Consider the following 26,323-nt stretch of genomic DNA (forward strand, 5'->3'; position numbering starts at 1 on the left):
TGAGGGGGGTGTGGGGGGAGAAGTTCTCTTCTCCCCCTGCCCTGCCTTGCCCATGACCCGCGAAGCGCTTCTCCCCCTCGCCGTCCTCGCGGCCCTGGCCGTCGCGCCGCTGGCGGGCTTCGGCGGGTCCTATGAGTTGACGCTGCTCGCGCGCGCCATGATCCTCGGCATGGCGGCGGTCTCCTTGTCCTTCCTGGTGGGCGGGGCGGGGCTCGTCAGCCTCGGGCACGCGGCCTCGCTCGGCGTCGGCGCCTATGCGGTCGCGATCCTGGACGCGCATGGCGTGACCGAGGCGCTGATCGTGCTGCCGGTCGCAGTCGCCGCCGCAGCGGGCTTCTCGCTGCTGACCGGGGCGGTCGCCATCCGCACCTCGGGCGTTCATTTCATCATGATCACGCTCGCCTTCGGGCAGATGGCGTTCTTCACCACCTCCTCGCTGGCGGCCTATGGCGGGGACGACGGCTATACCCTCTATGGCCGGACGGAGGTCGCGGGGACACGGCTGCTCGAGAACCGTCTCGCCTTCCACTACATCTGCCTCGGGCTTCTGGCGCTGACCTGGGGGCTCTGCGCCATGCTGCTGGCGTCGCGCTTCGGCCGCGTACTGCGCGCGGCGCGGGAGAACGCGCAGCGCGTCGAGGCCGTGGGCCTCGCGCCCTATCCGTTCCGGCTGGTGGGGTATGCGATCGCGGGCGCGCTCGGCGGGCTGGCGGGCGTGCTGCTGGCCAACGCGACCGAGTTCGTCTCGCCGGCCACGCTGTCCTGGCAGCGCTCGGGGGAATTGCTGTTCATGGTGATCCTGGGCGGCGTCGGGCGGCTCTGGGGCGCGATCCTGGGCGCGCTGGCCTTCGTGCTGCTCGAGACCTGGCTGGCCGAGCAGATGCAGCACTGGAAGCTGGTGTTCGGGCCGCTGCTGGTGCTCGCCGTGTTGTTCCTGAAGGGTGGCCTCTCGGGCCTCGTGGCGAGGCGCCATGGCTGAGCCGCTGCTGCGCCTGGAGGATCTCCGCAAGCACTACGGCGGCCTCGACGTGACGGACGGCGTCAGCCTCGACGTCATGCCGGGCGAGATCCATGCCGTGATCGGCCCCAACGGCGCGGGCAAGACGACGCTGATCCACGAGATCACCGGCATCGTGGCCCCGGATTCCGGGCGCATCCTGTTCGCCGGGCAGGACATCACGCGGCTGTCGCTGCCCCGGCGCGTGCGCGCGGGCCTCGCGCGGTCCTTCCAGATCACGAGCATCGTTGCCGGCTTCAGCGCGCGCGAGAACGTGGCGCTGGCGGCGCAGGCGCGGAGCGGGTCCTCCTTCCGCTTCCTCCGCCCCGCGTCGGGGGAAGCGGTGCTGAACGACACGGCGATGGCCGCGCTCGACCTCGTGGGGCTGGCCGACCGCGCCGCCGTGCCGGCGGGCACGCTGAGCCACGGGGAGAAGCGGGCGCTCGAGATCGCGATCGCGCTGGCCACGAGGCCCCGCCTGTTGCTGCTGGACGAACCGCTGGCCGGCGCCGGGCCCGAGGAGACCGAGCGCCTGATCGCGCTGCTGAAGCGCCTCGGCGCCGACTACACCATCCTGCTGGTGGAGCACGACATGCAGGCGGTCTTCGCGCTGGCCGACCGCATCTCGGTGCTGGTCTACGGCCGTGTCATCGCGACCGGAACGGTGCCCGAGATCCGCGGCAATGCCGAGGTGCGCGCCGCCTATCTCGGCGAGGACGACGCCTGATGCTGGAGGTCGAAGGGCTTTCCGCCGGCTATGGCGGCAGCCGCGTGCTGAACGGCTTGGCCTTCGCGGTCGGCGCGGGGGAGGTCGTGACCCTGCTCGGCCGCAACGGCATGGGCAAGACGACCACGGTGCGCGCCGTGATGGGGCTGCTGGCGCCCGATGCCGGGCGGATCGCCTTCGACGGCGCCGAGGTCACGGGCCTGCCGCCGCACCGCATCGCGCAGCGCGGCATCGGCCTGGTGCCGGAAGGCCGCCAGGTTTTCCCGACCCTGTCTGTCGAGGAGAACCTGGTCGCGACCGCGGCCAACCGCGCGGGCGGCGCGCCGCGCTGGACGCTCGCCGCCGTGCTGGCGCTGTTCCCGCGCCTCGCCGAGCGGCGCCGCAGCCTAGGCGCACGACTGTCGGGCGGGGAACAGCAGATGCTGGCGATCGGCCGCGCGCTGATGACCAACCCGCGCCTGCTGATCCTGGACGAGGCGACGGAGGGGCTGGCGCCGCTGATCCGCGCCGAGATCTGGGCCGTGCTGGCCGCGCTGCGCGCCGAAGGCCAGGCGATCCTGCTGATCGACAAGAACCTCGGCGCGATCCTGAAACTCGCCGACCGGCACGTGGTGATCGAGAAGGGCCGCGTCGTCTGGACCGGCACCGGGGAGGCCCTGGCGGCGGCCCCGGAAGTGCGCGACACCTATCTTCACGTGTAGGAGAGGAGGCGACCATGAGTGCACTGAAGGCCGGCATCACCCCCGCCGGCGAGGGCGAGGGCGGCATCGTCTGGAACATCCTCGGGCAGACCTACAAGCCGGTCGCCTCCTGCGATTCGGCCTTCGCCTTCGAGGCCCTCGCGCCGCCGGGCACCTTCGTGCCGCCGCATATCCATACGACGCAGGACGAATTCATCCGCGTACTGGAGGGCGAGATCGACCTCATCCTCGACGGCCAGTCGCATAAGGCGCGCGCGGGCGACCTGGTGCGCATGCCCATGGGCATCATGCACGGCTTCTGGAGCAACGGGTCCGCCCCGGCGCGGGCGCTGTTCTGGGTCAGCCCCGCGCGCAGCCTGCACACGCTGTTCACCCGCATCCACAACGTGCCGGACCCGGCGGAGGTCATCCGCCTCGCTGCCGAGCACGAGGTGGAGTTCCTGCCACCGCCGGGGTGAAGACTTAGCGTACATAAGTTTCGTTTCGCTATCGGCGCGCGGACCTTATCCATGATAAGGTCCGCGCCATGAGAGACCCGACCCTCGAAGCCATCTTCGCCCGCCGCGGCGCCGTCACACGCATCGCGACGGAACTCGGCATCTCGACCGCCGCCGTGTCGCAATGGCGCCGTGTGCCCGACGAACGCGTGAGCGACGTCGCGCGCATCCTCGGCCTGCCGCCGGCCGAGATCCGCCCCGACCTGACCACGCCGCCCGCGGCCCGGCCGGAACCGCCGCCCCGCCTCGGCGTGCGCCCCGTGCTGCGCCGGCGCCGCCGAACCAAGATCATCGCGACGCTGGGCCCGGCCTCCGCGACCTTCGAGGTCATCGAGCGTCTGCACCGCGCGGGCGCGGACGTGTTCCGGCTCAACTTTTCCCATGGCAGCCACGAGGACCACGCGGCGCGCATCGCGACCATCCGGGAGGTCGAGCGCAAGGTCGGCCGGCCGATCGGCATCCTGGCCGACGTGCAGGGGCCGAAGCTGCGCGTGGGCCGCTTCCAGGCTGGGCGGGTGCAGTTGCAGACGGGGCAGTCCTTCCGGCTCGACCTCAACCCGTCACCGGGCGATGTCCGGCGCGTGAACCTGCCGCACAAGGAGATCATCGCCGCCGCGCAGATCGGCACGACGCTGCTTCTGGACGACGGAAAGCTCCGGCTGCGCGTCACGCGCACCCGGCCCGACCACCTCGAGACCGAGGTCGTGGTCGGCGGCCCGCTGTCCGATCGCAAGGGCGTCAACGTGCCGGACGTTGCGCTGCCCATTCCCGCGCTGACCGAGAAGGACCGCGCCGACCTCGACTTCGTGCTGCCGCTCGGCATCGAGTACATCGGGCTGTCCTTCGTGCAGCGGGCCGAGGACGTGGCCGAGGCCAAGCGCATCGCCGCCGGCCGCGCCTGGGTGATGGTGAAGATGGAGAAGCCCCAGGCGGTCGAGAACCTCGACGCGATCCTGGAACTGACCGACTGCGTGATGGTCGCCCGCGGCGACCTCGGCGTGGAGTTGCCGCCGGAGGAGGTCCCGCTGGTGCAGAAGCGCATCGTCCGCGCCGCGCGCGCGCTCGGCAAACCGGTGGTGGTGGCGACGCAGATGCTGGAATCCATGATCACCGCGCCGTCGCCGACGCGCGCCGAGGTGTCGGATGTCGGCACCGCGGTCTTCGACGGGGCGGATGCGGTGATGCTCTCGGCCGAGACGGCGGCCGGGCAATATCCCTATGAGGCGGTCAACATGATGGACCGCATCGTGGCGCGGGTGGAGCAGGACCCCGACTGGCGGCGCATCACCGACGCTTCGCGCCCCGCGCCGGAGCGGACCAGCGCGGGCGCCATCTCGACCGCCGCGCGCCAGGTGGCCGAGACGATCGACGCCGAGGTGATCGCGACCTTCTCCTCCACCGGGTCGACCACGCTGCGCGTGGCGCGGGAGCGGCCGGCCTGCCCGATCCTCGGCCTGACCTCGAGCGGCGTGGCGGCGCGGCGCATGGCGGTGATCTGGGGCGTCCACCCGCTCGAGGTCAGCGAGATCCACTCGATGACGGAGATGGTGGCGCGCGCGGTGAAGGCCGCGCAGCACGAAGGCTTTGCAAAGGCGGGAGATGAGGTGGTGGTGACCGCGGGCGTGCCGTTCGGGACGCCGGGGACGACGAATGCATTGCGGGTGGCGGTGGTGAAGTAGCGCCGGGGCCCTCAAGGGCCGAAGTGATGCCGGTTACGGCGGGCCGGCACACGAACGCTGCGTGAGGTCATGTGGTCGCGGTAGGATGACCGCGCCCAGGCGAGGAGCCGGATGCGTCATGAGCCATGATCAATCCCTGCCCCGCTCGATCGCCGTCGCGATCGTCGAGGTGGTGTCGCGCGATGCCGGATGCCAGCGGCTGATCCCCGAGGTGTCCCCCTATGCCATTGGCCAGAATGCCGCGGGGAGCCTGCGCAACCTCACCAACATGACGATGGAGGGGATGGCCTGGGCCGGCATGAAGGTGGTCGAACTCGTGGGCGGCACGCCCACCGGGTCCAGTTACGCAAAGGATTACTGGGAACAGCGCGGGATGGACCAGTCCTGCACCGGCATCGCCAGCGCCACGGACGCCGCGATCAATGCCGCGGTTGCGAAAGGCGACCTGCCGCGCTGGGTCCTCGGCGCCAACCCGATCTCACGCAGGCCCGAGCCGGGCAAAAGCGTACTCGCGCACCACGATGCCACCGCCGTCACCGTCGGGGATGGCAAGACCTACGTCTTCGACTGGCATGGGACGCTGTCGTTGCGCAATCCGCTCATCAGCCGCAGCGCGGCGGAATGGCGTAAGGGCGACGACCGATACCGCGTCCTGTTCAGTGTCTTCCAGGGTTGGGGATAGGGGCGGCGCACAACGCGCGGCATCCTTCGATCGCGAGCGCCGGGCCATGGCAAGGTCCGTCATGACCCGCGCTCGATACGCACGGATGACGCAGGATGGCCCGGCACCGGCGCCACGGCGGCCGGCGCGATCGGGAATGCCCCGCCGCGCCGGCCACTGCCTTACTCCGCGGCGATCGCCTCGCCGTCCTCCGCGTCCTGCCCGGCCAGCATCTGGTCCACCAGCAGCCCCGCCTGGCTGCGGATGCGCTGCTCGATCGAATTCGCCATCTCGGGATGGTCGCGCAGGAACTGCTTCGCGTTCTCGCGCCCCTGGCCGATGCGCTGGCTGTCGCAGGAGAACCAGGCGCCCGACTTCTCGACCACGTTCGCCTTGACGCCGAGGTCGATCAGCTCGCCCACCTTGCTGATGCCCTCGCCGTACATGATGTCGAACTCGACCTCGCGGAACGGCGGCGCCATCTTGTTCTTCACCACCTTGACGCGCGTGTGGTTGCCGGTGACCTCGTCGCGGTCCTTGATCGCGCCGATGCGCCGGATCTCCATGCGCACGGACGCGTAGAACTTCAGCGCGTTGCCGCCCGTGGTCGTCTCCGGATTGCCGAACATGACGCCGATCTTGAGCCGGATCTGGTTCAGGAAGATCAGCAGCGTGTTGGACTTGGAGACCGAGCCGGTCAGCTTGCGCAGCGCCTGCGACATCAGGCGGGCATGGAGGCCGACATGGGTGTCGCCCATCTCGCCCTCGAGTTCCGCGCGCGGCACCAGGGCGGCGACGCTGTCCACCACCAGCACGTCGACGGCACCGGACCGGACCAGCGTATCCGCGATCTCGAGCGCCTGCTCGCCCGCATCCGGCTGGCTGATCAGCAGGTTATCGACATCGACGCCGAGCTTCTTCGCGTAGCCCGGGTCGAGCGCGTGCTCGGCATCGACGAAGGCGCAGGTGCCGCCCTTCTTCTGCGCTTCGGCGATGACGTGCAGCGCGAGCGTCGTCTTGCCCGAGGATTCCGGCCCGTAGATCTCGATGATCCGCCCCTTGGGCAGGCCGCCGATGCCGAGCGCCAGGTCGAGCCCGAGCGAGCCGGAGGAGACGGTCTCGATCTCCCCCTGCTGCGACTGCCTGGCGCCGAGGCGCATGATCGAGCCCTTGCCGAAGGCGCGCTCAATCTGGCTGAGCGCGGCGTCCAGCGCCTTTCCCTTGTCCATGCTCTTGCCCCGCTCCTGCGAAGATTTATCAACCATAGGGCGATTTCCTTCAGGCGTCCATCGCCCATTGATCATGGAGCCCCGAGGACCCCGCGCATGGCCCACCCGCGCATGGGGGGCCGATTCGGCGCAAGACAAGGATGCGCCAAAGCGGCGCCGGCATCAAGAACGTATTAGGAACATCACGGCGCCGGCTCGACAGCCTCGGCCACGGCGGCGACCAGCTCCGCCATCCGGAAGGGCTTCTCCAGGAACCGCACGCCGCGCCCGGCGAGCCCTTCCCCCACCGTCGCCGCGGCGTAGCCCGAGACCAGGATGACCGGCAGCCCCGGCAGCCGCGCGCGCAGCGCCTCGGCGAGGCCGAGCCCGTCCATCTCCCCCGGCATGGTGACGTCCGAGACCAGCAGGTCCGGCCTGAACCCCGCCTCCACGGCCGCGAGCGCGGCTTCGGCGTCCTCCGCCACCTCGACCACGTGGCCGGCCTCGGTCAGCGCGCGCCGCGCCAGCAGGCGGAGCGCCGCCTCGTCCTCCACCAGCAGCACGCGCCGCGCGGCGGCCAAGCGGGGCACGGCCGGCGCCGCGACCAGGCCGGGCGCGGCCGGCGCCGCGACCAAGCCGGGCGCGGCCGGCGCCGCGACGGGCGCCACCGCCACCGCCCCCTCGGCGCAGGGGAACCACAGCCGGAACACCGTGCCCCTCGCCACCCCCGGCATCACCGACACGTGCCCCCCCGACTGCCTGAGAATACCGAGCACGGTCGAGAGCCCGAGCCCCGTCCCGCCATCCCCGCGCCGCGTCGTGAAGAAGGGCTCGAAGATGCGGGATAGGATCTCCGGCGGGATGCCCGGCCCTTCGTCGGCGACCGAGAGCACCGCCCAGCGCCCGGCCGGGATGACCGAGCCCTGCGCCACCTCCTCGGTGGCCAGCGCGACCTCCTGCAGCGCCACGCGGATCGCGCCGCCGCCTGCCATCGCCTCCCGCGCATTGACGACGAGGTTCACCAGCACCTGATCGAGCTGGGCGAGGTCGACTCGCACCCGCGGCCCGGGCCGCGGCACGTCGAACACCAGGCCGTGCCGGTTGCCGCGCAGTTGCATCAGCAGCGGCTCCATCGCCGCCACCGCGTCGCCGAGCGCGATCACCTGCGGCGCCAGCACCTGGCGGCTCGCGAAGGCGAGCAGGTGGCGGATCAGCCGCGCGCCGCGCGCCGCGGCATCGAGGATGCGGCGGAGATCCTCCTGCGTCTCCGCTTCCGGCCCGCGTCCGAGCGCCGCCTCGGCCGCGCCCGTGACGGCGGCGAGCAGGTTGTTGAAGTCATGCGCCATGCCGCCGGCGAGCTGCCCCACCATCTGCAGCCGCGCCCCTTCCTCGAGCTGGCGCTGCATCCGCCGGCGCCGCGTCACGTCCGTCACGCGGAGCAGCGCGCCGGGCTCGCCGCGCAGCGGCCGGCAGGCCACCTCCACCGCGGCATCGGGCGGCAGCCCGAGGTCGGCCAGGCGCGCGGCGACGGTGGGCGGCGCGGGCGGCCCGGCCAGCGCGGCGGCGATGGCGGCCTCCACGGCGGCGCGCGTGCCGGCCTCGAACAACAGCGTGGCCGCGATGCCGGTCTCGGGCGGCGTCCCGCCGTTGCACAGCGCCCAAAGCGCCGGGCTCGCGAGCCGGATGCGCCCGGCCAGGTCGAGCACGGCGAGCCCCGCCTCCTCCTCCGCCTCGAACAGGCGGCCGAAATCGTCGCTGGCGGCCGTGCTCATGCCGGACGCACGAAGGCTTCGTCGCCGCGACCCGGCAGCGCCCGGCGGCCGGCAAGCCAGCGGCGCGGCGCGGCCGATGCCGCGGGCCGAAGGTCGGAACTCCCTGCGCCTCGCATCATCCGCCCTGCCCCCGCCCGCCGAGCCGCCAGACATAGGCGATGATCTCGGCCACCGCCTGATAATGCTCCGGCGCGATCTCCGCTTCCAGGTCGAGCCGGAACAGCGCGCGCGCCAGCGGCGGGCTCGATACGATCGGCACGCCTGCCTCCTCGGCCGCGGCACGGATGCGGGCGGCGACGGCATCCGCGCCCTTGGCCACGACCCGTGGCGCAGCGCCCGACCCCTGGTCGTAGGCGAGCGCCACGGCGTAGTGCGTCGGGTTGGTGATGACGACCGCCGCTTTCGGCACTGCGGCCATCATGCGCCCGCGCGCGCGGCCTTCGCGGATCTGCCGCAACCGGGCCTTCACATGCGGGTCGCCCTCGCTTTCGCGCAGTTCCTCGCGGATGTCCTGGCGGCTCATGCGCAGGCGTTCCAGGTGCCGCCAGCGCACCCAAAGGAGGTCGAGCACGGCGATCAGCGCGAAGGCGCCGAGCGCGGCGAGCGCCAGGCCGAGCGCCGTCCGCCCGCCTTCCAGCAGCAGCGCCCCGGCCGGCAGGTGGAGCAGCGCGCCGAGCGCCGCCGGGTCCGCCAGCACCCACCAGAAGGCCGCCCCCACGAGGCCGAGCTTGAGCAGCGTGCGGAGGAACTCGATCGCCCCCTCCGGCCCGAAGATCCGCTTGAGCGCGGCCAGCGGGCTCATGCGCGAGACCTGCGGCTTCAGCGCCTTGGCCGAGACCAGGAGCCCGGTCTGCAGGAAGGTGGCGGCCATGGCGCCGGCGGCCGTCAGCACCGCCACCGGCAACACCGCCAGGATGCCGAGCCGACCGAGACCGATCGCCGCATCCACCGGCGCGATCTCGTGCCCGCGTTCGAGCACGGCGCGAAGCCCGCGCAGCATCTCGGCGCCGGCGGGCGGCAGGCCGATCGCGAGCCCGAGCACGCCGCCGGCCAGCGCGCCGAAGCCGGACGCTTCCTTGGACAGCGCGACCTGGCCTTCCTCGCGCGCCTTCTCGATCCGCCGCGGTGTCGCGGCTTCCGTGCGGTCCTGGCCCTCGGCCTCCTGGCCGCCGCCCTCGGCCATGGGTCAGCGCAGCCCGGGCAGCGCGAGAAAGGCCGCGCGCGCGGCTTCCGCGAAGGCGCCGAGCAGCGCCGGCATGACCAGCGCCAGCAAGGCCAGCCCCAACACGATCTGCCCCGGGATGGCGACGAAATAGACCTGCACCTGCGGCGCGATCCGGGCCAGCAGGCCGAGCGCCACGTTCAGCACGATCGCCGCCACCACGAAGGGCGCGGCGAGGCGGAGCGAGAGCGCCAGGCTCTCCCCCGCCGCGGCCGCCATGGCCTCGGCGCCCGGGCCCGCCGGGAAGGGGTCACCCACCGGGAACAGCACGTAGGATTGCACCAGCGCGCCGAGCGGGATGGCATAGAGCCCGCTGCCCAGCACCACCACGACCGCGGCCAGTCCGAACAGGCGCCCCGGCGCCGTGCCGAGCCCACCCAGCGCCGGGTCCGGCACCATCGCCTGCGCCAGGCCAAGCAGCAGAGCGACCATCTGCCCCGCCACCGCCATGGCGATGACGATCAGCCGTGCGAGCCCGCCGAGCCAGAGCCCGACCAGCACTTCCAGCAGGATCAGCCGCACCGCCTCGGCCGCCTGGTCCGGCGCGGCCGGCAGCGCGGGCGCGAGCCCCGGCAGCAACAGCACGACAAGCCCAAGGCCGAGGCCGAGCCGGATCTGTGCCGGCACCTCCTCCTCCCCCAGGCCCGGCAGCACCATCGCCGCGGCGCCGAGGCGCGCGAACAGCAGCACCGCCTGGAAGGCGAGGACGGGCAGCGCGTCGAGGAATTCGGCCTCGGTCACGGGTCAGCCCTTGATCCCGACCTCGACCACCGCCTGGAACAGGTTGCCGGCATAGCCGCGCAGCACGCCCGCCATGAAGGGGCCGAGGAGCACCAGCGCCGCCGCCAGCGCCACCACCTTGGGCAGGAAGCCGAGCGTCGCCTCGTTCACCTGCGTCAGCGCCTGCAGCACCGCGATGACGAGCCCGACCACGAGCATGACGATGAGCAGCGGCCCGCCGAGCTGCAGGCTGACCCAGAGCGCTTCCCGGGCCGCGAGCGCGACCTCGTTCACCGCCGGACCTTTTTCCGACGTGCGCTGCGCATCAGATCGGCATCCGCATCACATCCTGGTAGGCGGCGACAACGCGGTCGCGCACGGCGACGGCTGTCTGCAGCGTCATCTCGGCACGACCGACGGCGAGCACCACGTCGGTCACGCTGCCCTGACCGGACAGCGCGCGGGTGGTGGCGGTGTCGGCCTCGCGCCCGACCTCGACCGCCTGTTCCATGGCGCGGCCGAGCACGGCGCCGAAACCGCCGGCCTCGGTCGCGCCCTCCCGCCCCGCACGGGGCAGCGCATCGGCGGCGCGATAGGCGGCGGCCGCACCCGCCGAGGCCAGGGCCGCGGTCATCCGCGCAGCGCTTCGATCGTGCGGGTCAGCATGCCGCGCGTGACCTCCAGCACCGAGAGGTTTGCGGCGTAGGAGCGCTGCGCCTCCCGCATGTCCATCGTCTCGATCACGCTGTCGACGTTGGGCGTGCGGACATAGCCGCGCGCATCGGCCGCGGGGTGGGACGGGTCGAAGCGCACGGGAAATTCGCCCGCCGCCGTGCCGATGCGCGACACGCCCACCATCGCCGTGCCGGCGGCGCGGTCCATCCGGTTGCGGAAGGTCACGGTCTTGCGGCGATAGGGCTCGCCATCCGGGGTCTCGGCGGTGCTGTCGCGGTTGGCGAGGTTCTCGGCCACCACGCGAAGGCGTGTCGCCTGCGCCTGCATGCCGGCCGCCGAGATGCGGAGCGCGCGGTCGAGATCCATCCTTCAATCCCCTTACGAATTGCGCCCGAGCGCGGTTCGGAACAGGCCGAGGTAGCGGCGGTGCAGCCCGACCGCGAGCGCATGCGCAGTCTCGGTCTCGGCGATGCGCAGCGCCTCCCGGTCCAGCGAGACGGCGTTGCCGTCCAGCGTGCTCTCCGGCAGGCGGCGTTCGCGCTGCGCGCGCGCGTCGCGTTCGCCACTGCCGTGCAGGTGGCGAGCATGCGTCGCCTGCAGCGGCGCGGCCGCGGCCACGTGCTCGCCGAACGGGCGAAGGTCGGATGGCCGGAAGCCGGGCGTATCGGCGTTGGCCATGTTCTGCGCCAGCACGCGCTGGCGCGCGTCGAGCCAGCGCATCCTGGCTTCGGCAAGGGCGACCGGTCCGGTGCGTGTCGGGTCCATGCCCGGCTTCTCGCACGGCGGGACCCAAGGATCGGTTAATGCCTGCGGCGCGGCGGCGACAACCGCGCGGTAACCAGCGCGGCTGTTCATTGCTGCCCATGGACACCGCCGACACCCTCGCCCTCAAGGCCGCCGAAGCGCGCCAGGCGGCCGGGCTGCTTGCCGCCGTCGAGGCGATGGAGGCGACGCTCGGCGTGGCGGCGGCGCTGGCGGCCGAAGGACGGCGCGTCGACCTGGCCGGGCTCGAGGCGGAGATGGGCCGGCTCTGCGCCGCCTGCCTCGTGGCGCCGGAAGCCATGCTGCCGGCGTTGCGCGGGCGGCTCGCGGCGCTGCTCCGGCTGGTCGATGCGCTGGCCATGAGGCTCGCGCCGCCCTGACCCAACCCCCCACTCGCCGGCAGGAGGCCGCGGCATGACCCTCGATCCACAGGGCTGGGCGACCGCGCTGGCCGCGCTGCTCGGCGTTCTCGCGCTGATCCTGCTGGCCGGGGGGCTGGCGCGGCGCGCCGGGCTCGCGCCCCGGGCAGGCCAGGGGCGCCTGACGCTGGAGGAGAGCCTGCCGCTCGATGCGCGCCGGCGCCTGGTGCTGGTGCGCGTCGAGGGACGCGCGCTTCTGCTGCTGACCGGTGGCGGGCAGGACCAGGTGGTGGGATGGCTGCCGCCCGATGCCGGAGCGGCACCATGACCCGCGTGCTTGCGGTCCTGGCGCTGCTGGTCCTGCTGCCGGGCGCGGCCGCGGCCCAATCGGTCGCGATCGACCTCGGCCAGGGCGGCCAGCCGGGCGCCACGGCGCGGCTCGTGCAGCTCACGGCGCTGATCGGCATGCTCTCGCTGGCGCCGTCCCTGCTGGTCATGGCGACGGCCTTCGCGCGCATCGTGATCGTGCTGGCCCTGCTGCGCAGCGCGATCGGCGCGCAGGGCATCCCGCCCAACCCGGTGCTGGTCGGGCTCGCGCTGTTCCTCACCTTCTTCGTCATGCAGCCGGTCTTCGAAGCGTCCTGGACGCAGGGCCTGCAGCCCATGGCCGAGGGACGTATGGGCGAGATCGCCGGCCTCGAGGCCGCGGCCGAGCCGTTCCGGCGCTTCATGGCCGCAAATGTGCGCGACGACGACCTCGCGCATTTCATCGAGCTCGCGCGCCTGCCCGTCCCCGCCAGCGCGGAGGCCGCGCCCTGGCGCGCCCTGGTGCCCGCCTTCATGGTCAGCGAGCTGAAGCGCGCCTTCGAGATCGGCTTCCTCCTGTTCCTGCCGTTCCTCGTGATCGACATGGTGGTCGCCAGTGTCCTGATGTCGCTCGGCATGATGATGCTGCCGCCCTCGGTCGTGGCGCTGCCGTTCAAGCTCATCTTCTTCGTGCTGGTGGATGGCTGGCGGCTTGTCTCGGCTTCTCTCGTGCAGGGGTTCGTGGGCGTGTAGCGTTCCGGCTCCGGACAGCGAGCCGGGCAGGGAGAAAGACGCATGATCTTCGCCACCACCTCCACGCTGCAGGGCCGGGAGGTCGAGGAGTATCTCGGCATCGTCTTCGGCGACGCCGTGCTCGGCGTGAACCTGGTCAAGGACTTCATGGCCGGCATCCGCGACCTGGTGGGCGGGCGGTCCGCGACCTACGAGAAGGAACTCGGCACCGCGCGCGACACGGCGATGACGGCGCTGGCGGCGCAGGCGCAGGCGCTCGGCGCCGATGCCGTGCTCGGCATCGACATCGACTACGAGGTGCTCGGCAGCAACAACGGGATGCTGATGGTGAGCGCGAGCGGCACGGCGGTCAGGCTGAAGCGCGGTTAGCGTGACCGAGGGGGGCGCTGCCCCGCTCGCCCCCCGCCAAAGGCCGAAGGGCCTTTGGAAACCGATCCCTGGTGCCCGCCCTCGGGGGGTGGCGCGGTATGGGTGTCCAGAGGCCTTTCGGCCTTTGGTGGGGTAGGGTGGGGTTGGGGTGGGGTCCGGGGAGGGGCAAGGCCCCTTCCCGCCCTCAGCGCCCGGGCAGGTGCTCGGCGATATAGGGCGGCAGGTGGAACGCGCCCGCGTGGATCTCCGGCGTCCAGTACCGCGTGGTGCCGAGGATCCCCGCCGCCTCCGCCCGGCGCCGGATCTCCGCGGCCGGCACGCGCCGGCACGCGGCATCCTTGGCCGCCCAGCCCAGCGTCATGAAGCCGCCGACATAGGTCGGCACCGCCGCGACATAGGCCCAGATGTCCGGGAAGGCCCTGCCCCGGCGGATCGACGTCTCGCGCAGTTCCTCGGCCTGCATCTGCGGCACGCCGCACTGGTTCACGACCAACCCGCGCGGCGTCAGCAGGCGGGCGCAATTGGCATAGAATTCATCGGTGAACAGCGCCTCGCCCACGCCGATCGGGTCGGTGCTGTCGACGATCACCACGTCGAAGGCGGCATCAGGCGCGCGGCGGACGTAGTCGATGCCGTCGGCCACCAGCACCTCGGCGCGCGGGTCGGACCAGGCGTCGCCCGCGATGCCGGGCAGGAACTCCTTGGCGAGCCGGATGACCTCGCCGTCGATCTCGACCATCACGGCGCGCTCGACGGTGCGGTGCTGCAGGACGCGCCGCAGCACCCCGCCGTCGCCCGCGCCGATGATGAGCACGCTCCGCGCCTCGCCATGCGCCAACAGCGGCACATGGGCGATCATCTCCTGGTAGGAGAATTCGTCCGCTTCCGTGATCTGCACCACGCCGTCGAGCATCATGACGCGGCCATGCGTCTCGCTCTCGAAGATCAGGATGTCCTGGAACTCCGACGTCTCGCGCGCCAGTTCGCGCTTCACCCGGAAGCGCTGGCCCCAGGCGTCGTACAGCGTCTCGTTCACCCAGATGTCATAGGGCATCGGTGCCATCCCCCGTTCAAGCGAAGGGGCCGGACGCTGCCGCCCGGCCCCGGTTCGGCTCGGCGCTGGCGCGCCCGTTACCCGATCAGCCCGCGCTTGTGCTCGGCGAGCTGCACGCGTTCCGGCAGGAAGCCGCGCTTGAGCGCGGGCAGCGCCTTGTAGGGGTCGCAGTCGCCGCAGACGAAGATGTCGAGCGCCGCGTAGTCCCGCTCCGGCCAGGAATGGATGGAGACGTGGCTTTCCGCCAGCACCAGCACGCCCGACACCCCGCCATTCGGCGAGAAGTGATGGAAATGCCCGTGCAGGATCGTGGCCCCCGTGGCCAAGGCGGCTTCGCGCAGCACGGAATCGATATGTTCGGGGTCGTCGAGGTTCGTCGCCCCCCACAGGTCGATGATCACGTGCGTGCCGGCGTAGCGGACGCCGTTGCGCGCGATGAAATAATCCTTCTCGGGGTGCGCCGAGCGGTCTTCGTCGGTGTTCCGGGTGTCGCTCGGCAAATCCGAGACCATCCCCGGTTGGACGAGAGCTTCCATGTCAGGGCTCCTTCCAGCCAGCAGATGACCAGGGCGATCGGGGAATTCCGATCATTGGGTCAACGGCCGCGCCGTATGGGGCAAGGGGTCCGGGGGCGCAAGTGAATATTGACCCTCGGGACCGGAAAATTTGCAGCGCCCCGCCCGGGGGGACGCGCAACTCATCGTGTGACCGGCACAGGTCCCCGCAAGGCCTCCAGCCGCCTCGGCAGCACGCGCAGCATGCCGATCTCCCGCGCGACGCGCGGCAGGTCGGCGATGCCGCGCAGCGGGTCGCCGGTCAGCAGCGCGAAGGCCTCGGCAAGCGGCCCGTCCGCCATGCGCGGCCCATGCGCGTCCCGCAGCGCGGCCAGCAGCACCTCGTCCCCCGCCAGCGCGGCATAGGCCGCGGCGCGGGCGAGAGCGGCACGCTCCGACCGGCCGAGCGGCGCCGGCGCGGGCGGCAGGGCGGCGGCCAGGTGCTCCATCTGCGCGGCGCTGGCGCCGGCCCAGTCCTGCGCCTCGGCGCGGAGTTCCGCGCGCGGCTCCGCGCCCGCGGCGCCGAGGCCCGCCAGCACCTCCTCGGCGCCGTCGCGGTCGCCGCGGCGGGCCAGGGCGCGGGCGCGCAGCAGGGCGCGGCGGCTGGACAGCGCGGGCGACGCCTCGGCCACCTCGGTGCGGTCCAGCGCCACGATCGCCGCCGCCGCCTCCCCCTCGACCATGTGCAGTTCCGCCAGCCGCGCGCCGATCGCGGCGCGGGTGGCGGGCGCAGCGCGACGCACGGCCTGGTCGAGCAGCGCCGCGGCGCGTCCCGTCAGATCCAGCTGCGCGAGGCGGTCCGCCAGCAGCAGCACGGCCGCCTCGCCGCGCTCACCTTCGGGCAGCAGGTCGGGATGAGCGTCGAACAGGGCGGCGGCGGCGAGCGGCGGCGCCTGCTCCAGCGCCGCCGCGAAGGCCGCGGCAAGGTCGGGCTGCAGGGGCGCCGCGTCGGGCGGGAACAGCCGCGCCGTCTCCTCCAGCAGGGTGAAGGCGGCCTGGCCCTGGCCCGCCTCGAGCCTGAGTGCCGCGATCCGCCGGCGCAGCGCCACCTCCTGCAGGCCGCCGCGCCAGGCGAACAGCGCACGTTCCAGCGCCTCCGCCGCCGCCGCGGCATCGAGCGCACCGCGACCCAGGCGCAATTCGGCGGCGCGCCGCAAGGCGACCGCGCGCTGACGCCGGTCCCGGCCAGCGACCAGCGCGTCATAGGCCGCGAGCGCCGCCTCGGAATCGCCCGCCGCCTCGGTCAGCAGCGCGCGCGCGAGATCGAGGCCGGGCACCTCCCCCGCCGCCGCCAGCAGGCGCGCGGCATGGGCGGCCTCGCCGCCCGTCGCCATGGTCTCGAGCGCCATCGGCAGCAGCCTCTCGCGCAGCGCGGGCGGATAGGCGAGCAGCAGCGGCGCGCCCGCGACCAGCGCCGGCGCGGCCGCCTCCTCCCCCTCGGCCGCGGCGCGGAGCGCGCGCCAGAGCGCCACCTCGTCCGTCGCAGGCAGGCGTGGGTCGGCCAGCGGGCCGGCCTCGCCCAGCCGCCCGCCGAGCAGCGCCGCGGCGCCCTGCGCCAGCAGAAGCCGCGGGTCGTCGCGCGCCAGCGGGTCCTCGCGCAGCGCCAGCGCGGCCATCGCCTGCGCTTCCTGCGGCAGCCCAAGCGAGAGCAGCGTCTCGGCCGCGTCGCGCCGCCGCGGCCCGCGCGACAGCGGCGCCGTCTCGTTCACCGCGACCAGCTGCTGGCGCAGGCGCTCCATCAGCGCGGGCACGGGCGCGTCCGGCAGGTCGAGCGTGCGGGTCATGGTCAGGATCTCCGCCGGCGGCTCCTGCCCGCCCGCGGCACCGAGCACGAGCGCGCCGCCGCCGGCGGCCTCGAGCACGATCCGGTCGGCCAGCGGGCGCATCGCCACGCGGTCGGACCGCGCCAGCACCGCCGCACCCATCATGGTCGGCAGCAGTTCGAGTTCAGGCAGGCGCCGCGCCAGCGCAACGCCGGGCCCCGGCCGACGGAGCGTCGCGACCAGCAGGGGCAGGCCACCGAGGGGATCCGTGATGGCGACGACGCCGCCGGCCGCGCCCTCGGCCACATCGCCCAGCAGCGCGATGCGGGCCGGCGGCCCGGCTTCGGGCACGGCGCGCAGGACCGGGGCGTCGGGCGATGCCGGCTCGCGCGTCGGCTCGAGCACCCAGGCGCCGGCGTCCCGCCGCGCGACGATGCGCGCGGGCGCGGCCAAGGGCAGGCGCAGCACCGTGGCCTCGGGCGCCGGCAGGATGTCGAGCGCGCCGAAGACCGGATGCTGGCGGAGCGCCGAGAGGTCGAGCGGGACCGCGCGGTCGAGCACGGCGATGACCTCCTCGCCGCGGCGCAGCAGCGCCAGCCCCGTCTCCGGCGGCACGGGGATCGAGATCGCCTGGGACATTCGCGCCTGGCGCACGGGGCGGCCCTCGGCGGCGGCACGCGGCGCTGGCGCGGGCGGGGGCGCCTCGGCGGCGCGAACGGCATCGGCGGGCGACGGCGGCGGTGGCCGCGGCGGCGGTGCGTTCTGCGGCGCGTCGGAGACCGGGGCGTCGCGCATCGCCGGCGGGGCGGTGCGTTGGGCCGGCGCCTCCGGCGGCGGCAGGGCGGTGGCCGGGGCCGGCGCTCCCGGCGGGGGCGGCGGCGGCAAGGGCAAAGCAGCGTCGGGACCGGGCGGCACCGCACGGCGGCCGCCGCGCGCGGCCTCCAGCGCCGGCGGGACGGCCGCGGCCGCCTCGTCGGCGGGCGCGTCGAGCAGGTCCACCACCACCCGGTTGCCGAGCCGGAAATGCCGCAGCCGAGCACCCGGCGCGACGCGGATCGCGATCGCGCCCTCCGCTTCCTCGACGCCGAGCACGTTGCGCGGCGGGCGCCGCGCCGCGGCGAGGTCGAGGGCGGCCGGCGCCTCGAAGCGCAGCAGGATGCGCCCGTCCTCCTGCACCACGCCGTAGCCCACGCGCCGCGGCCAGTCGAAGACGAGCCGCCCGTGGTCGGCATGGCTGCCGGTGCGCAGCGGGACGCGCGGCGCTTCCTCCTCTGCGCGGGCCGGCAGGCCGAGCAGCAGCAGGATGCCGAGCAGCGCGGCCGCGCGGCGCATCAGTCGAAGCTGGCCAGCAGGCGGTCGATCTCGGCCTGCGAGGAGGCACCGCCCGGCAACTGCGGGCCGTTCGCGAGCGCCTGGCCCTCGGTGCGCGGCGCGGCGGGCGGCTCGGTCGCCATGGCGGCGACACGCCCGCTGGCATTCGCGACGGCGGTCTCGACCCGGCTCTCGATCGCCTTCAGGGCGGCCACGACCTTGCTGATGCGCTGGCCGGTGATGTCCTGGAAGGAACAGGCCTCGTAGATGCGCGTGACTGCGCCCTGCAGTGCGACGGCGGCAGCCGGCGGCACCTCGGATTCGAGCTTCTCGAGCACCTCGCAGCAGTCGAGGATCTCGTTCGTCGCCTGCGCGGTGTGGTCCACGATGGCGTCGAGCTCGTCGGTGGCCGAGGGGATGTGCGCGCCGGTGATCTCGTCCACCGACAATTGCGCGATCTCGGCCTTGGCGCGGGCGATGGTGCGGCCGAGCGCCTCGAGCTCGGCCAGCAGCGCGGCCTCCTTCGCCGTCAGGTCGCCCGACATGCTGCCGAGCACGGCGCGCACCGCGGCCTCGATCCGGTCGTCCTCCGGGCTGGCGGGGATCCCGTCAGGCATGGACCATCACCTTCTCGATCTTGTCCTTCAGCGTCTCGGCGTTGAAGGGCTTGACGATGTAGTTCGAGACCCCGGCCGCCTTGGCGGCGATCACGTTCTCGGTCTTGCTCTCGGCCGTGATCATGATGAAGGGGGTGGCCTTGAGCCGGGCATCGGCCCGCACCTCCTTCAGCAGGTCGAGCCCGGTCATGGGCGCCATGTTCCAGTCGCTGATGACGAGGCCGAAATTGCCCGCGCGAAGCTTGGACAGCGCCTCCTGCCCGTCGGTCGCCTCGTCCACGTTGTTGAAGTCGAGCTGCTTCAGGAGGTTGCGGATGATGCGAAGCATCGTGCGGTAGTCGTCCACGATCAGGACGTTCATGGTCTTGTCCATCGGGTCCCTGGTGCCTCCTGTGGCCGTTGATCCGTCAGTCCGATCCGGTCCGGCGCGCGCGGTGCCGGGCCAGTTCCGTCGTCACCAGCCGCGCCTGCTCGGCGCGCATCGCGCCGATCACGGGGGCGGCCTTGCGCTCGCCCATGCGGTCCAGGATCTCGACCAGCACGGGCATCTCAAGCTCGTTGAAGATCGCGGCCGCGTCGCGCGGGCGCATCGCCTCATAGGTCCGCACCAGGCCGCGCCAGCCCGCCTCCTCGCGGTCGGCCCGGCTGCGCTCCAGCGCCTCGAGGCGCTGCTGCAGGGCCGTCAGTTCCTCGACGCGGCGGGCAATGCGGCGCTCGGTCGCCTGCAGGACCACCTCCTGCGCTGCCGCGGCCTGCTCACGCGCCTCGATCTCGCCGCGCCGGGCGCGGAGTTGCTCGAGCAGCGCGCGCTCGGCCTGCTCGGCCGGCGCGCCGGGGGCCGGGGCCGGGGCCGGGGCCGGCATGGTCACCGGGACCGGGGCCGGCGGCCGGTCGGCGCGGACCGGCGGCGGCACCGCGGCGGCCGGCGGGTCGGCCGCCCGCGCGGGGCCGATGACGGCGCCCGGGCCCTGCGCCACGCCCAGCAGCGCCCCCGCCTTGACGACGAACAGCCCCGCCATGGCGAGGATCGCGACCGGCAGCAGCCGCGGGCGCGGCATCATCGCGGCGCGCCCTTCTGCGCGCCGAGCGCCAGCGCCCGCATCAGGCCGCGTTCAGCCTGGCTCTGCAGCGGCGCCTCGGGCGCACGGGGCGCCTCGGCGGCGAGTGGCCGGCCGGCCCGCACCAGGCCCTCCAGGCGGTCGGCCAGGCTCTCGGCGCGCTCGATCAGGTAGCGCAGGTCGTCGCGCAGCGGCTCGGCGGCGGCGGTGCGCTCGGCGACCTGCCGGCCGGCGAGCTCGGCCGAGGCGCGCAGCCGCACCATCGCCGCCTCCGCCATGCGCGCGGCCTCCGACAGGCCCTGCGCGCTGCCCTCCATCGCACCGCGATCGCGGCGGATTTCGCGCAGCGCGCGTTCGAGCCGGAGCGCGAAGGGAATGGCCGCGCCGAGCAGCGCGAGGAGGACGACCTGCAGCCCCCATTCCAGCATGGACATGCCTCAGCCCTCCGCCTGCCGGCCGCGCGCGATCTCGCGCGCGATCCGCACCGCAAGCCGCTGTTCCTGCCGGCCGAGCTCCGCCTCGAACAACGGGATGTCGCCGCAGCGCAACCGCACCGGCGCGCCGGGCGCGACGCCAAGGGCGATGCGGTCCCCAACCTTCAGCGAGAGCATCGACGAAAGCGGGGCGAGCTGCTCGTCCAGCACGACATCGAGCGCGACCTCGGTCGAGAGCAGCTCGTCGGCCAGATGCGTCTCCCAGATGCTGTCGCGGCCGAACTTCTCACCCATGAACTGCTGCAGCAGCAGCTCGCGCACGGGCTCGAGCGTGGCGTAGGGCAGCAGCAACTCGAGCTTGCCGCCGCGGTCCTCCATGTCGACGCGCAGCCGCACCAGCACGCAGGCGTTGGACGGGCGGGAGATGGCGGCGAAGCGCGGGTTCACCTCGAGCCGGTCGAACGCGAAGCGGACGGGGCAGAGCGGCTCGAAGGCCGCGGTCAGGTCCTCCAGCACCACGCCGATCAGGCGCTCGACCAGCGTGCGCTCGATGGTGGTGTAGGGGCGGCCCTCGATCCGCATCGCGGCGGTGCCGCGCCGCCCGCCGAGCAGCACGTCCACGACCGAATAGATCAGGGCGGAATCGACGACGACCAGGCCGTAATTGTCCCATTTCTCGATATGCGTGACGCCGAGCATCGCCGGCAGCGGGATCGAGTTCAGGTAGTCGGCGAAGCGGAGCGAGACGATGCTGTCGATCGAGACCTCGACGTTGTCGGAGGTGAAGTTGCGCAGCGTCGTCGACATCAGGCGCACCAGCCGGTCGAAGACGATCTCGAGCATCGGCAGGCGTTCGTAGGAGACGAGGCCCGAGGAGATGATCCTCTGGATGCCGCTTTCCTCGGCCGCGCCGCCGCCGCCGTTCTCGAAGCCGAGCAGGCTGTCGATCTCGGCCTGGTTCAGCACGCGCGTGGCGTCGGGCGGCGGCGCGGCCGCCTCCGCCACGCCGTCCTCCTCGAGCGCGGCGCCCCAGGCGGCGGCGAGGTCGTCTTCCTCCGGGCTGCCGCTCACTGGATCAGGATCTCCGTGAACAGCACGTCGGTGATGCGCGGCGCGCGCTGCGTGCTGCCGGCCGGCGGCGCGACCGCGACATTGGCGCGCGCGATCAGTTCCTCCCGCAGCCGGTGCGTGCCGGCCGAGCCGCGCAGTTCCTCGGGCCGCGTCTCGCGCAGGTAGGTCTGGAACAGGTCGAGCACGCGGGGCATGGCGGCCTGGATGGCGGCCGCGTCGTCCGCGCGCGTGATCTCGAGCTTGCTGCGCAGCTTGACGAAGACCGGCCGCCGACCGGGCGCGTTCAGGTTCGTGATGATCTCGGGCATGTCGAAGAAGGCCGGGGGCGCGGGCGGCGCCTCGGCCTGCGGGGTGCCTTCACCCGCGGACCCGGGGGCGGGGCCGAGGCCGAGCAGCCCGGGCAGGATGCCCGTGAACCAGAGCGCCGCGCCGGCACCGCCCAGCACGACGGGCAGCGCGAGCAGCAGGAGCTTCTTCCTGCCGCCGCCCTTCGCCGCCGTCCCGCCTTCCGCCGCTTCGGGCGCTGCCGACATCCACGATCTCCTGCCAGGGACGCAGCATCGGCGGGCGCCGTTAAGGAAGGCTTGCGCAGGGCGCGGGTGGCGGAAATGCCGGGTGGGCCGGCGCCGGCTGCCGCCGTCGGGCAGGAAATGCCGCCCCCGGCGCCCCCTGTGGCTGGCACGCCGGTTGCCCTGCCCGGACCGGTTCCTTCCGGAGACGTGCCGCATGGACAGCCCGGGCTACATCATCCTCTCGCGCCTCACGCTGCAGTCCCGCGCGACGCAGGTGCTGGCGCACAACGTCGCCAATGCGGACACGCCCGGCTACCGCGCGCTTCGCCCGGTCTTCGCCGCCCATCTCGAGCGCCAGGACGCCGCCGCCGCGCCGCCCGGCGGGCGGGACGTGCATTTCGTGGCCGACCGCGCGACCTGGCGTGACATGGAGACCGGCGCCATGCAGGTGACCGGCAATCCGCTCGATGCCGCCATCACGGGGGAAGGCTTCTTCGCCGTCGAGACCCCGCGCGGCGAGCGCTTCACCCGGGCCGGCCGCTTCAGCCTGGGCGAGGGCGGGCGGATCGTGGACATGGAAGGCCACCCGGTGCTCGGCGAAGGCGGGCTGCCCATCGCCGTCGCGCCCAATGACAGCCGCATCGAGATCCAGGGCGACGGCACGGTGCGGAGCGAGAACGGCGTGATCGGCCGGCTGCGCGTCGTCCGCTTCGAGAACCCGCAGGGGCTGCTGGCCGAGGGCGACCGCCTGTTCGACGCCGCCGCCGAGGCGGCGCTGCCGGTCGAGCGCCCGGCGCTGCGCCAGGGCGTGCTCGAGGGATCGAACGTCCGCCCGGTAGCCGAGATGACGCGGCTCACGACCGAGCTACGCGAATTCCAGTTCGCCGCCCAATTCGCCGAGCGCGAGGGCGAGCGCCTGTCCACCGCCGTCGAGCGCATCCTGCGCCGGCGCACGTAAGGAACTCCGGCCATGCGATCCCTGCACGTCGCCGCAACCGGCATGATGGCCCAGCAGAACAATGTCGAGGTCATCTCGAACAACATCGCCAACATCTCGACGACCGGCTTCAAGCGCCGGCGCGCGGAATTCCAGGACCTGATCTACCAGAACCTCCGCCGCACCGGATCGCAGTCGGCCGACACCGGCACGACCCTGCCCTCGGGCGCCCAGATCGGCCTTGGCGTGCGCACCGCGGCGGTCTACCGGATCAGCGAGCAGGGCAACCTGCAGCAGACCGAGAACCGCTTCGACATCGCCATCCGCGGCAATGGCTACTTCCAGATCCAGCTGCCCTCGGGCGAGACCGCCTACACCCGCGACGGCACCTTCGGCCTGAGCGCGGAGGGCACCATTGTCACCGCCGAGGGCTTCGTGGTGCAGCCCGGCATCACCATCCCGGCCAATGCGCGCGACGTCACCATCAACGCGAACGGCGAGGTGCTGGCCAAGATCGACGGCCAGGTGCAGCCGCAGAACGTGGGGCAGCTCCAGCTCGCGATCTTCGCGAACGAGGGCGGGCTCGAAGCCATCGGCGACAACCTGTTCCTCGCGACGCCCTCCTCGGGCGACGCGCAGCAGGGCGCGGCCGGCACGCCGGGCTACGGGCAGACCATGCAGGGCTTCATCGAGACGTCGAACGTGAACGTCGTGCAGGAGATCACCTCCCTCATCACGGCGCAGCGCGCCTACGAGATGAATTCCCGCGTCATCACGACTTCCGACGAGATGCTCTCCACCCTGACGAGGCTCCGCTGATGCTCCGCCGCGCGATCTTCCTGCTGCCCGCCCTGGCGCTGCCCGCGCGCGCCGAGGTGCTGCACCCCGCGCCGCGCCCGCTGGTGCTGGCCGAGGAGCCGGTGCTGCGCCTGGGCGACCTGTTCGAGAATGCCGGCCCCCGCGCCCTGCAGATGGTGGGCGCGGCACCCGCCCCGGGGCGACGGATGGTGCTCGATGCGGGCAGCCTCGCCGCCATCGCGCAGCGCCACGGCCTGGCCTGGCGGCCGCTCTCCGGCGAGGAGCGCAGCATGATCGAGCGCGCCGGCCGCGCGATCGACCGCGACGAGATCGAGGCGCTGCTCCGCCGCGACCTCGCGCGCATGGGCCTCGATGCCGAGGAGGCGGAGTTCGACCTGCCGGGCTTCGTCCCCCCCATGGTGCCGGCCGCGGCACTGCCAGAGGTCGACCTCGAGGCGCTGCACTACGACGCGCGCACGCGCCGCTTCGCGGGCACGCTCGTGGTCGCGGCCGAGGGCATGGCGACGCAGCGCAGCCGCATCGCGGGCCGCGCGGCGCCGACCGTACCGGTGGTCGTCGCGCTGCGGCGCCTGGCCGTCGGCGACGTGCTGCGCGACGGGGACGCCGAGGAACGCCGCAGCCGGGCCGAGCGCGTGCGCCCCGGGACCGCGCAGCGGCTGGAGGATGTCGTGGGCCGCCAGCTCCGCCGCCCGATCGGCGCGGGGCTGCCCTTCATGACGGTGGACCTGGTCGCGCCGGTGGTGGTGGCGCGCAACCAGCCGGTCGTGATGGTGCTGGAGGCGCCGGGCCTTGCGCTGACCGCGCGCGGCCGCGCGCTCGAGGATGCCGGGATGGGGGAGACGGTGCGGGTGATGAACCTGCTGTCGCGCTCGGTGGTCGAGGCGGAGGCGATCGGGCCGGGCCGGGTGCGCGTGACGCCGGGCGCCGTGCCCGTGCTGGTGGCAGGGCGGGGCTGAGATGCGCCGCGCCCTGGCTCTCCTGCTGCCGGCGCTGCTCGGCGCCTGTTCGGGCGCGGAGCGGCTGTCGCGCCTCGGCGACCCGCCGGAAATGGCGGGCGTCACGAACCCGACAGCCGACCCGCGCTGGCGACCGGTGTCGATGCCGATGCCCAACCCGCAGGACCCGCCCCTGGCGAACAACTCGCTCTGGCGGCCGGGCAGCCGGACCTTCCTGCGCGACCAGCGTGCCGCGGCGGTGGGCGACATCATCACCATCCTGGTCTCGATCGCCGACGAGGCGGAATTGCAGAACCGCACCACCAGGGCGCGCGACAATTCGGAAGGCATGGGGCTGCCGCGGATCCTCGGCCTCGAATCCTCCTATGCCCGGCTGCTGCCCACGGGCATCGACCCGACCCGGCTGGTCGAGGCCAATTCCACCAGCGGCGTGAACGGCACCGGCGCGATCCGCCGCAACGAGACGGTGATGCTGCGCGTGGCCGCGACGGTCGCGCAGGTGCTGCCGAACGGGAACCTGGTGGTGACCGGCCGGCAGCAGGTGCGGGTGAACAGCGAATTGCGCGACCTCAGCGTGGGCGGCGTGATCCGCCCGCAGGACATCGCGAGCGACAACACGGTGCGGCACGACCGGCTGGCGGAAGCGCGTATCGCCTATGGCGGGCGCGGGACCATCAGCGACGTGCAGCGTCCGCGCCTCGGGCAGGAGTTGCTCGACATCATCCTGCCGTTCTGACCCCGCCCTCACCACCCCCCCCCCGGCGCGCCCCAAGCGGCCGCGGCGGTGCGCCGCGACCGGGGGGGTATAGGGGGGCCCTGCCCCCCCTTCCGCCGGGAGGTTAGGGTTGGCGTGGCGGCTGACCTCCCGGCGGACAAAACGAATGTGCGGCAGGTATTTCCAGGCCCGGTCCTCGGGCGACATCGCGCGGTATTTCGGCACGACGAATGCGGTGCCGAACCTCGTGCCATCCTTCAACAAGGCGCCGACGCAGGAGGGGCTCGTGGTGCGCCGCCACCCCGGGACCGGCGGGCGGCACCTCGATGTCCTGCGCTGGGGGCTCGTGCCGCGCTGGTCGAAGGATGCGACGGGGGCGGCGCGCATGATGAACGCGCGGGGCGAATCGGTCGTCGAAAAGCCCGCCTTCCGCGACGCCTTCGCGAAGCGACGCTGCCTCGTGCCGATGGACGGGTTCTATGAATGGCGGACTGAGGGCCGCGCGAAACAGCCTTTCGCCTGCGCGCTGCGATCCGGCGAGCCCATGGCCTGCGCCGGCCTGTGGGAGGGGTGGAAGCAGCCGGACGGGGAGTGGCTGCGGACCTACACGATCATCACCTGCGCAGCGGCCGGGCGGCAGGCGCTGCTGCACGACCGGATGCCGGTGATCCTGCCGCCGGCAGACTGGGACAAATGGCTGGAGGGCGAGGATGAGGCGGCCGTTCTCGCGCTGCTGCGCCCGGCCGAGGATCAGCGGCTCGCCTTCTGGCCCGTGACAGGCCGGGTTGGCCGCGTGGCGGAGAATGACGCGGGGCTGATCGCGCGGGACCCGCTGGCGGTCGCCCCGGCCGGCCTCGATGACGCGTCGCCGCCGCTGACCGGCTGAACCGTCGCGCCGCGAAGCCGTGGTCGGCGCGCTGGCGGCCTGGCGTGACGCGACCTCCGATAGATGGACACCTCCAGAAACCCTGCTGTCAGTGGGCGTGATGGTCGAGCGGTGGGTGCGTACCCAGCGCCGGGATGACAGGGCTGGGGCTGCCCGTGGATGTTTGCCGGGGTGCGCGGGTTACGGGGGCGGCAGTCCCAGAGCCTACGCCGTCGCTGGCCTGCTGCT

At 73.2% G+C, this 26,323-nt stretch carries 32 protein-coding genes; 15 read left to right on the forward strand and 17 right to left on the reverse strand.

Going from position 1 to position 26,323, the window contains the following annotated elements:
• Positions 1-52 precede the first annotated feature (52 nt).
• The 6 genes from E8M80_RS05405 to E8M80_RS05430 all read left to right on the forward strand — a co-directional run bounded on the left by E8M80_RS05405 (position 53) and on the right by E8M80_RS05430 (position 5,283).
• The gene (locus E8M80_RS05405) at positions 53-979 is read left to right on the forward strand and encodes a branched-chain amino acid ABC transporter permease (RefSeq protein ID WP_137124615.1); all 927 of its coding nucleotides are present in this window, start codon (positions 53-55) and stop codon (positions 977-979) included.
• Positions 972-1,724 (forward strand): ABC transporter ATP-binding protein, encoded by a 753-nt coding sequence (locus tag E8M80_RS05410; protein WP_137124616.1) that lies wholly within the window; start codon positions 972-974, stop codon positions 1,722-1,724. The genes E8M80_RS05405 and E8M80_RS05410 overlap by 8 nt, the downstream gene beginning before the upstream one ends.
• Entirely contained in the window at positions 1,724-2,425 is a 702-nt protein-coding gene (locus E8M80_RS05415; RefSeq protein ID WP_137124617.1) for an ABC transporter ATP-binding protein, read from the forward strand. Before E8M80_RS05410 ends, E8M80_RS05415 begins: the two co-directional genes overlap by 1 nt.
• 14 nt (positions 2,426-2,439) lie before the next feature.
• Entirely contained in the window at positions 2,440-2,883 is a 444-nt protein-coding gene (locus E8M80_RS05420; protein WP_137124618.1) for a cupin domain-containing protein, read from the forward strand.
• A gap of 68 nt (positions 2,884-2,951) precedes the next feature.
• On the forward strand, positions 2,952-4,601 hold the full coding sequence (gene pyk, locus E8M80_RS05425; RefSeq protein ID WP_370287203.1) for a pyruvate kinase: 1,650 nt from the start codon (positions 2,952-2,954) through the stop codon (positions 4,599-4,601).
• A 118-nt stretch (positions 4,602-4,719) separates the two neighbouring features.
• Complete coding sequence (locus tag E8M80_RS05430) at positions 4,720-5,283, forward strand: hypothetical protein (protein ID WP_137124619.1); 564 nt, start codon at positions 4,720-4,722, stop codon at positions 5,281-5,283.
• A 161-nt stretch (positions 5,284-5,444) separates the two neighbouring features.
• On the opposite strand, the gene recA is transcribed toward E8M80_RS05430, so the two are convergent.
• The 8 genes from recA to E8M80_RS05470 all read right to left on the reverse strand — a co-directional run bounded on the left by recA (position 5,445) and on the right by E8M80_RS05470 (position 11,624).
• Positions 5,445-6,491: a recombinase RecA gene (gene recA / locus E8M80_RS05435; protein WP_137124620.1), complete on the reverse strand. Its 1,047-nt coding sequence runs from the start codon at positions 6,489-6,491 to the stop codon at positions 5,445-5,447.
• Between the two features lie 182 nt (positions 6,492-6,673).
• Positions 6,674-8,242 (reverse strand): ATP-binding protein, encoded by a 1,569-nt coding sequence (locus E8M80_RS05440; protein WP_137124621.1) that lies wholly within the window; start codon positions 8,240-8,242, stop codon positions 6,674-6,676.
• Between the two features lie 115 nt (positions 8,243-8,357).
• The gene (gene flhB, locus E8M80_RS05445) at positions 8,358-9,425 is read right to left on the reverse strand and encodes a flagellar type III secretion system protein FlhB (protein WP_137124622.1); all 1,068 of its coding nucleotides are present in this window, start codon (positions 9,423-9,425) and stop codon (positions 8,358-8,360) included.
• A 3-nt stretch (positions 9,426-9,428) separates the two neighbouring features.
• Positions 9,429-10,205 (reverse strand): flagellar biosynthetic protein FliR, encoded by a 777-nt coding sequence (locus E8M80_RS05450; RefSeq protein ID WP_137124623.1) that lies wholly within the window; start codon positions 10,203-10,205, stop codon positions 9,429-9,431.
• A 3-nt stretch (positions 10,206-10,208) separates the two neighbouring features.
• The gene (locus tag E8M80_RS05455; RefSeq protein ID WP_137124624.1) at positions 10,209-10,478 is read right to left on the reverse strand and encodes a flagellar biosynthetic protein FliQ; all 270 of its coding nucleotides are present in this window, start codon (positions 10,476-10,478) and stop codon (positions 10,209-10,211) included.
• 31 nt (positions 10,479-10,509) lie between these two features.
• Positions 10,510-10,818: a flagellar hook-basal body complex protein FliE gene (locus E8M80_RS05460; protein ID WP_137124625.1), complete on the reverse strand. Its 309-nt coding sequence runs from the start codon at positions 10,816-10,818 to the stop codon at positions 10,510-10,512.
• On the reverse strand, positions 10,815-11,225 hold the full coding sequence (gene flgC / locus E8M80_RS05465; protein ID WP_137124626.1) for a flagellar basal body rod protein FlgC: 411 nt from the start codon (positions 11,223-11,225) through the stop codon (positions 10,815-10,817). Before flgC ends, E8M80_RS05460 begins: the two co-directional genes overlap by 4 nt.
• 12 nt (positions 11,226-11,237) lie before the next feature.
• Positions 11,238-11,624 carry a flagellar basal body protein gene (locus E8M80_RS05470; RefSeq protein WP_137124627.1) on the reverse strand — a complete coding sequence of 129 codons (387 nt, stop codon included), beginning with the start codon at positions 11,622-11,624 and terminating at the stop codon, positions 11,238-11,240.
• A 98-nt stretch (positions 11,625-11,722) separates the two neighbouring features.
• Between E8M80_RS05470 and E8M80_RS05475 the strand changes: the two genes are divergently transcribed.
• The 4 genes from E8M80_RS05475 to E8M80_RS05490 are packed head-to-tail and all read left to right on the forward strand — an operon-like array spanning position 11,723 to position 13,408.
• Positions 11,723-12,001: a hypothetical protein gene (locus tag E8M80_RS05475; RefSeq protein ID WP_137124628.1), complete on the forward strand. Its 279-nt coding sequence runs from the start codon at positions 11,723-11,725 to the stop codon at positions 11,999-12,001.
• A 34-nt stretch (positions 12,002-12,035) separates the two neighbouring features.
• Complete coding sequence (locus tag E8M80_RS05480; protein WP_137124629.1) at positions 12,036-12,308, forward strand: flagellar biosynthetic protein FliO; 273 nt, start codon at positions 12,036-12,038, stop codon at positions 12,306-12,308.
• A complete protein-coding gene (gene fliP, locus E8M80_RS05485) occupies positions 12,305-13,039 on the forward strand; it encodes a flagellar type III secretion system pore protein FliP (protein WP_137124630.1) in 735 nt (244 codons plus the stop codon). The genes E8M80_RS05480 and fliP overlap by 4 nt, the downstream gene beginning before the upstream one ends.
• Before the next feature lie 42 nt (positions 13,040-13,081).
• Positions 13,082-13,408, forward strand: coding sequence for a heavy metal-binding domain-containing protein (locus tag E8M80_RS05490; protein ID WP_137124631.1), 327 nt, complete (start codon positions 13,082-13,084; stop codon positions 13,406-13,408).
• 184 nt (positions 13,409-13,592) lie between these two features.
• On the opposite strand, the gene speE is transcribed toward E8M80_RS05490, so the two are convergent.
• The 9 genes from speE to E8M80_RS05535 form a co-directional block, all read right to left on the reverse strand.
• Positions 13,593-14,462 carry a polyamine aminopropyltransferase gene (gene speE, locus E8M80_RS05495; RefSeq protein ID WP_137124632.1) on the reverse strand — a complete coding sequence of 290 codons (870 nt, stop codon included), beginning with the start codon at positions 14,460-14,462 and terminating at the stop codon, positions 13,593-13,595.
• A 77-nt stretch (positions 14,463-14,539) separates the two neighbouring features.
• Positions 14,540-14,998, reverse strand: coding sequence for an adenosylmethionine decarboxylase (speD, locus tag E8M80_RS05500; protein WP_137124633.1), 459 nt, complete (start codon positions 14,996-14,998; stop codon positions 14,540-14,542).
• Between the two features lie 161 nt (positions 14,999-15,159).
• Entirely contained in the window at positions 15,160-18,111 is a 2,952-nt protein-coding gene (locus E8M80_RS05505; RefSeq protein WP_137124634.1) for a hypothetical protein, read from the reverse strand.
• Positions 18,111-18,707, reverse strand: a complete 597-nt coding sequence (locus E8M80_RS05510; RefSeq protein WP_137124635.1) for a protein phosphatase CheZ — start codon at positions 18,705-18,707, stop codon at positions 18,111-18,113. Before E8M80_RS05510 ends, E8M80_RS05505 begins: the two co-directional genes overlap by 1 nt.
• Positions 18,700-19,080, reverse strand: coding sequence for a chemotaxis response regulator CheY (locus E8M80_RS05515; RefSeq protein WP_137124636.1), 381 nt, complete (start codon positions 19,078-19,080; stop codon positions 18,700-18,702). Before E8M80_RS05515 ends, E8M80_RS05510 begins: the two co-directional genes overlap by 8 nt.
• 34 nt (positions 19,081-19,114) lie before the next feature.
• Positions 19,115-19,768: a MotE family protein gene (locus E8M80_RS05520; protein ID WP_137124637.1), complete on the reverse strand. Its 654-nt coding sequence runs from the start codon at positions 19,766-19,768 to the stop codon at positions 19,115-19,117.
• Complete coding sequence (locus E8M80_RS05525) at positions 19,765-20,199, reverse strand: DUF6468 domain-containing protein (RefSeq protein ID WP_137124638.1); 435 nt, start codon at positions 20,197-20,199, stop codon at positions 19,765-19,767. The genes E8M80_RS05520 and E8M80_RS05525 overlap by 4 nt, the downstream gene beginning before the upstream one ends.
• Positions 20,200-20,202: 3 nt before the next feature.
• Positions 20,203-21,270 (reverse strand): flagellar motor switch protein FliM, encoded by a 1,068-nt coding sequence (gene fliM, locus E8M80_RS05530; protein ID WP_137124639.1) that lies wholly within the window; start codon positions 21,268-21,270, stop codon positions 20,203-20,205.
• Positions 21,267-21,803: a flagellar basal body-associated FliL family protein gene (locus tag E8M80_RS05535; protein ID WP_170979200.1), complete on the reverse strand. Its 537-nt coding sequence runs from the start codon at positions 21,801-21,803 to the stop codon at positions 21,267-21,269. The genes fliM and E8M80_RS05535 overlap by 4 nt, the downstream gene beginning before the upstream one ends.
• A 193-nt stretch (positions 21,804-21,996) precedes the next feature.
• Here E8M80_RS05535 and flgF point away from each other — a divergent pair, with 193 nt between their 5' ends.
• The 5 genes from flgF (at position 21,997) to E8M80_RS05560 (ending at position 26,095) form a co-directional block, all read left to right on the forward strand.
• A complete protein-coding gene (gene flgF / locus E8M80_RS05540; RefSeq protein WP_137124641.1) occupies positions 21,997-22,740 on the forward strand; it encodes a flagellar basal-body rod protein FlgF in 744 nt (247 codons plus the stop codon).
• Positions 22,741-22,752: 12 nt separating this feature from the next.
• Positions 22,753-23,538, forward strand: coding sequence for a flagellar basal-body rod protein FlgG (flgG, locus tag E8M80_RS05545; RefSeq protein ID WP_137124642.1), 786 nt, complete (start codon positions 22,753-22,755; stop codon positions 23,536-23,538).
• Positions 23,538-24,494 carry a flagellar basal body P-ring formation chaperone FlgA gene (gene flgA / locus E8M80_RS05550; RefSeq protein ID WP_137124643.1) on the forward strand — a complete coding sequence of 319 codons (957 nt, stop codon included), beginning with the start codon at positions 23,538-23,540 and terminating at the stop codon, positions 24,492-24,494. Before flgG ends, flgA begins: the two co-directional genes overlap by 1 nt.
• Position 24,495: 1 nt before the next feature.
• On the forward strand, positions 24,496-25,230 hold the full coding sequence (flgH, locus tag E8M80_RS05555; RefSeq protein WP_137124644.1) for a flagellar basal body L-ring protein FlgH: 735 nt from the start codon (positions 24,496-24,498) through the stop codon (positions 25,228-25,230).
• A 145-nt stretch (positions 25,231-25,375) separates the two neighbouring features.
• Positions 25,376-26,095 (forward strand): SOS response-associated peptidase, encoded by a 720-nt coding sequence (locus tag E8M80_RS05560; protein ID WP_137124645.1) that lies wholly within the window; start codon positions 25,376-25,378, stop codon positions 26,093-26,095.
• Positions 26,096-26,323 lie beyond the last annotated feature (228 nt).

The organism is Roseomonas sp. HF4 (assembly GCF_005222755.1).
In the GTDB taxonomy this organism is placed as follows: Bacteria; Pseudomonadota; Alphaproteobacteria; order Acetobacterales; family Acetobacteraceae; genus Neoroseomonas.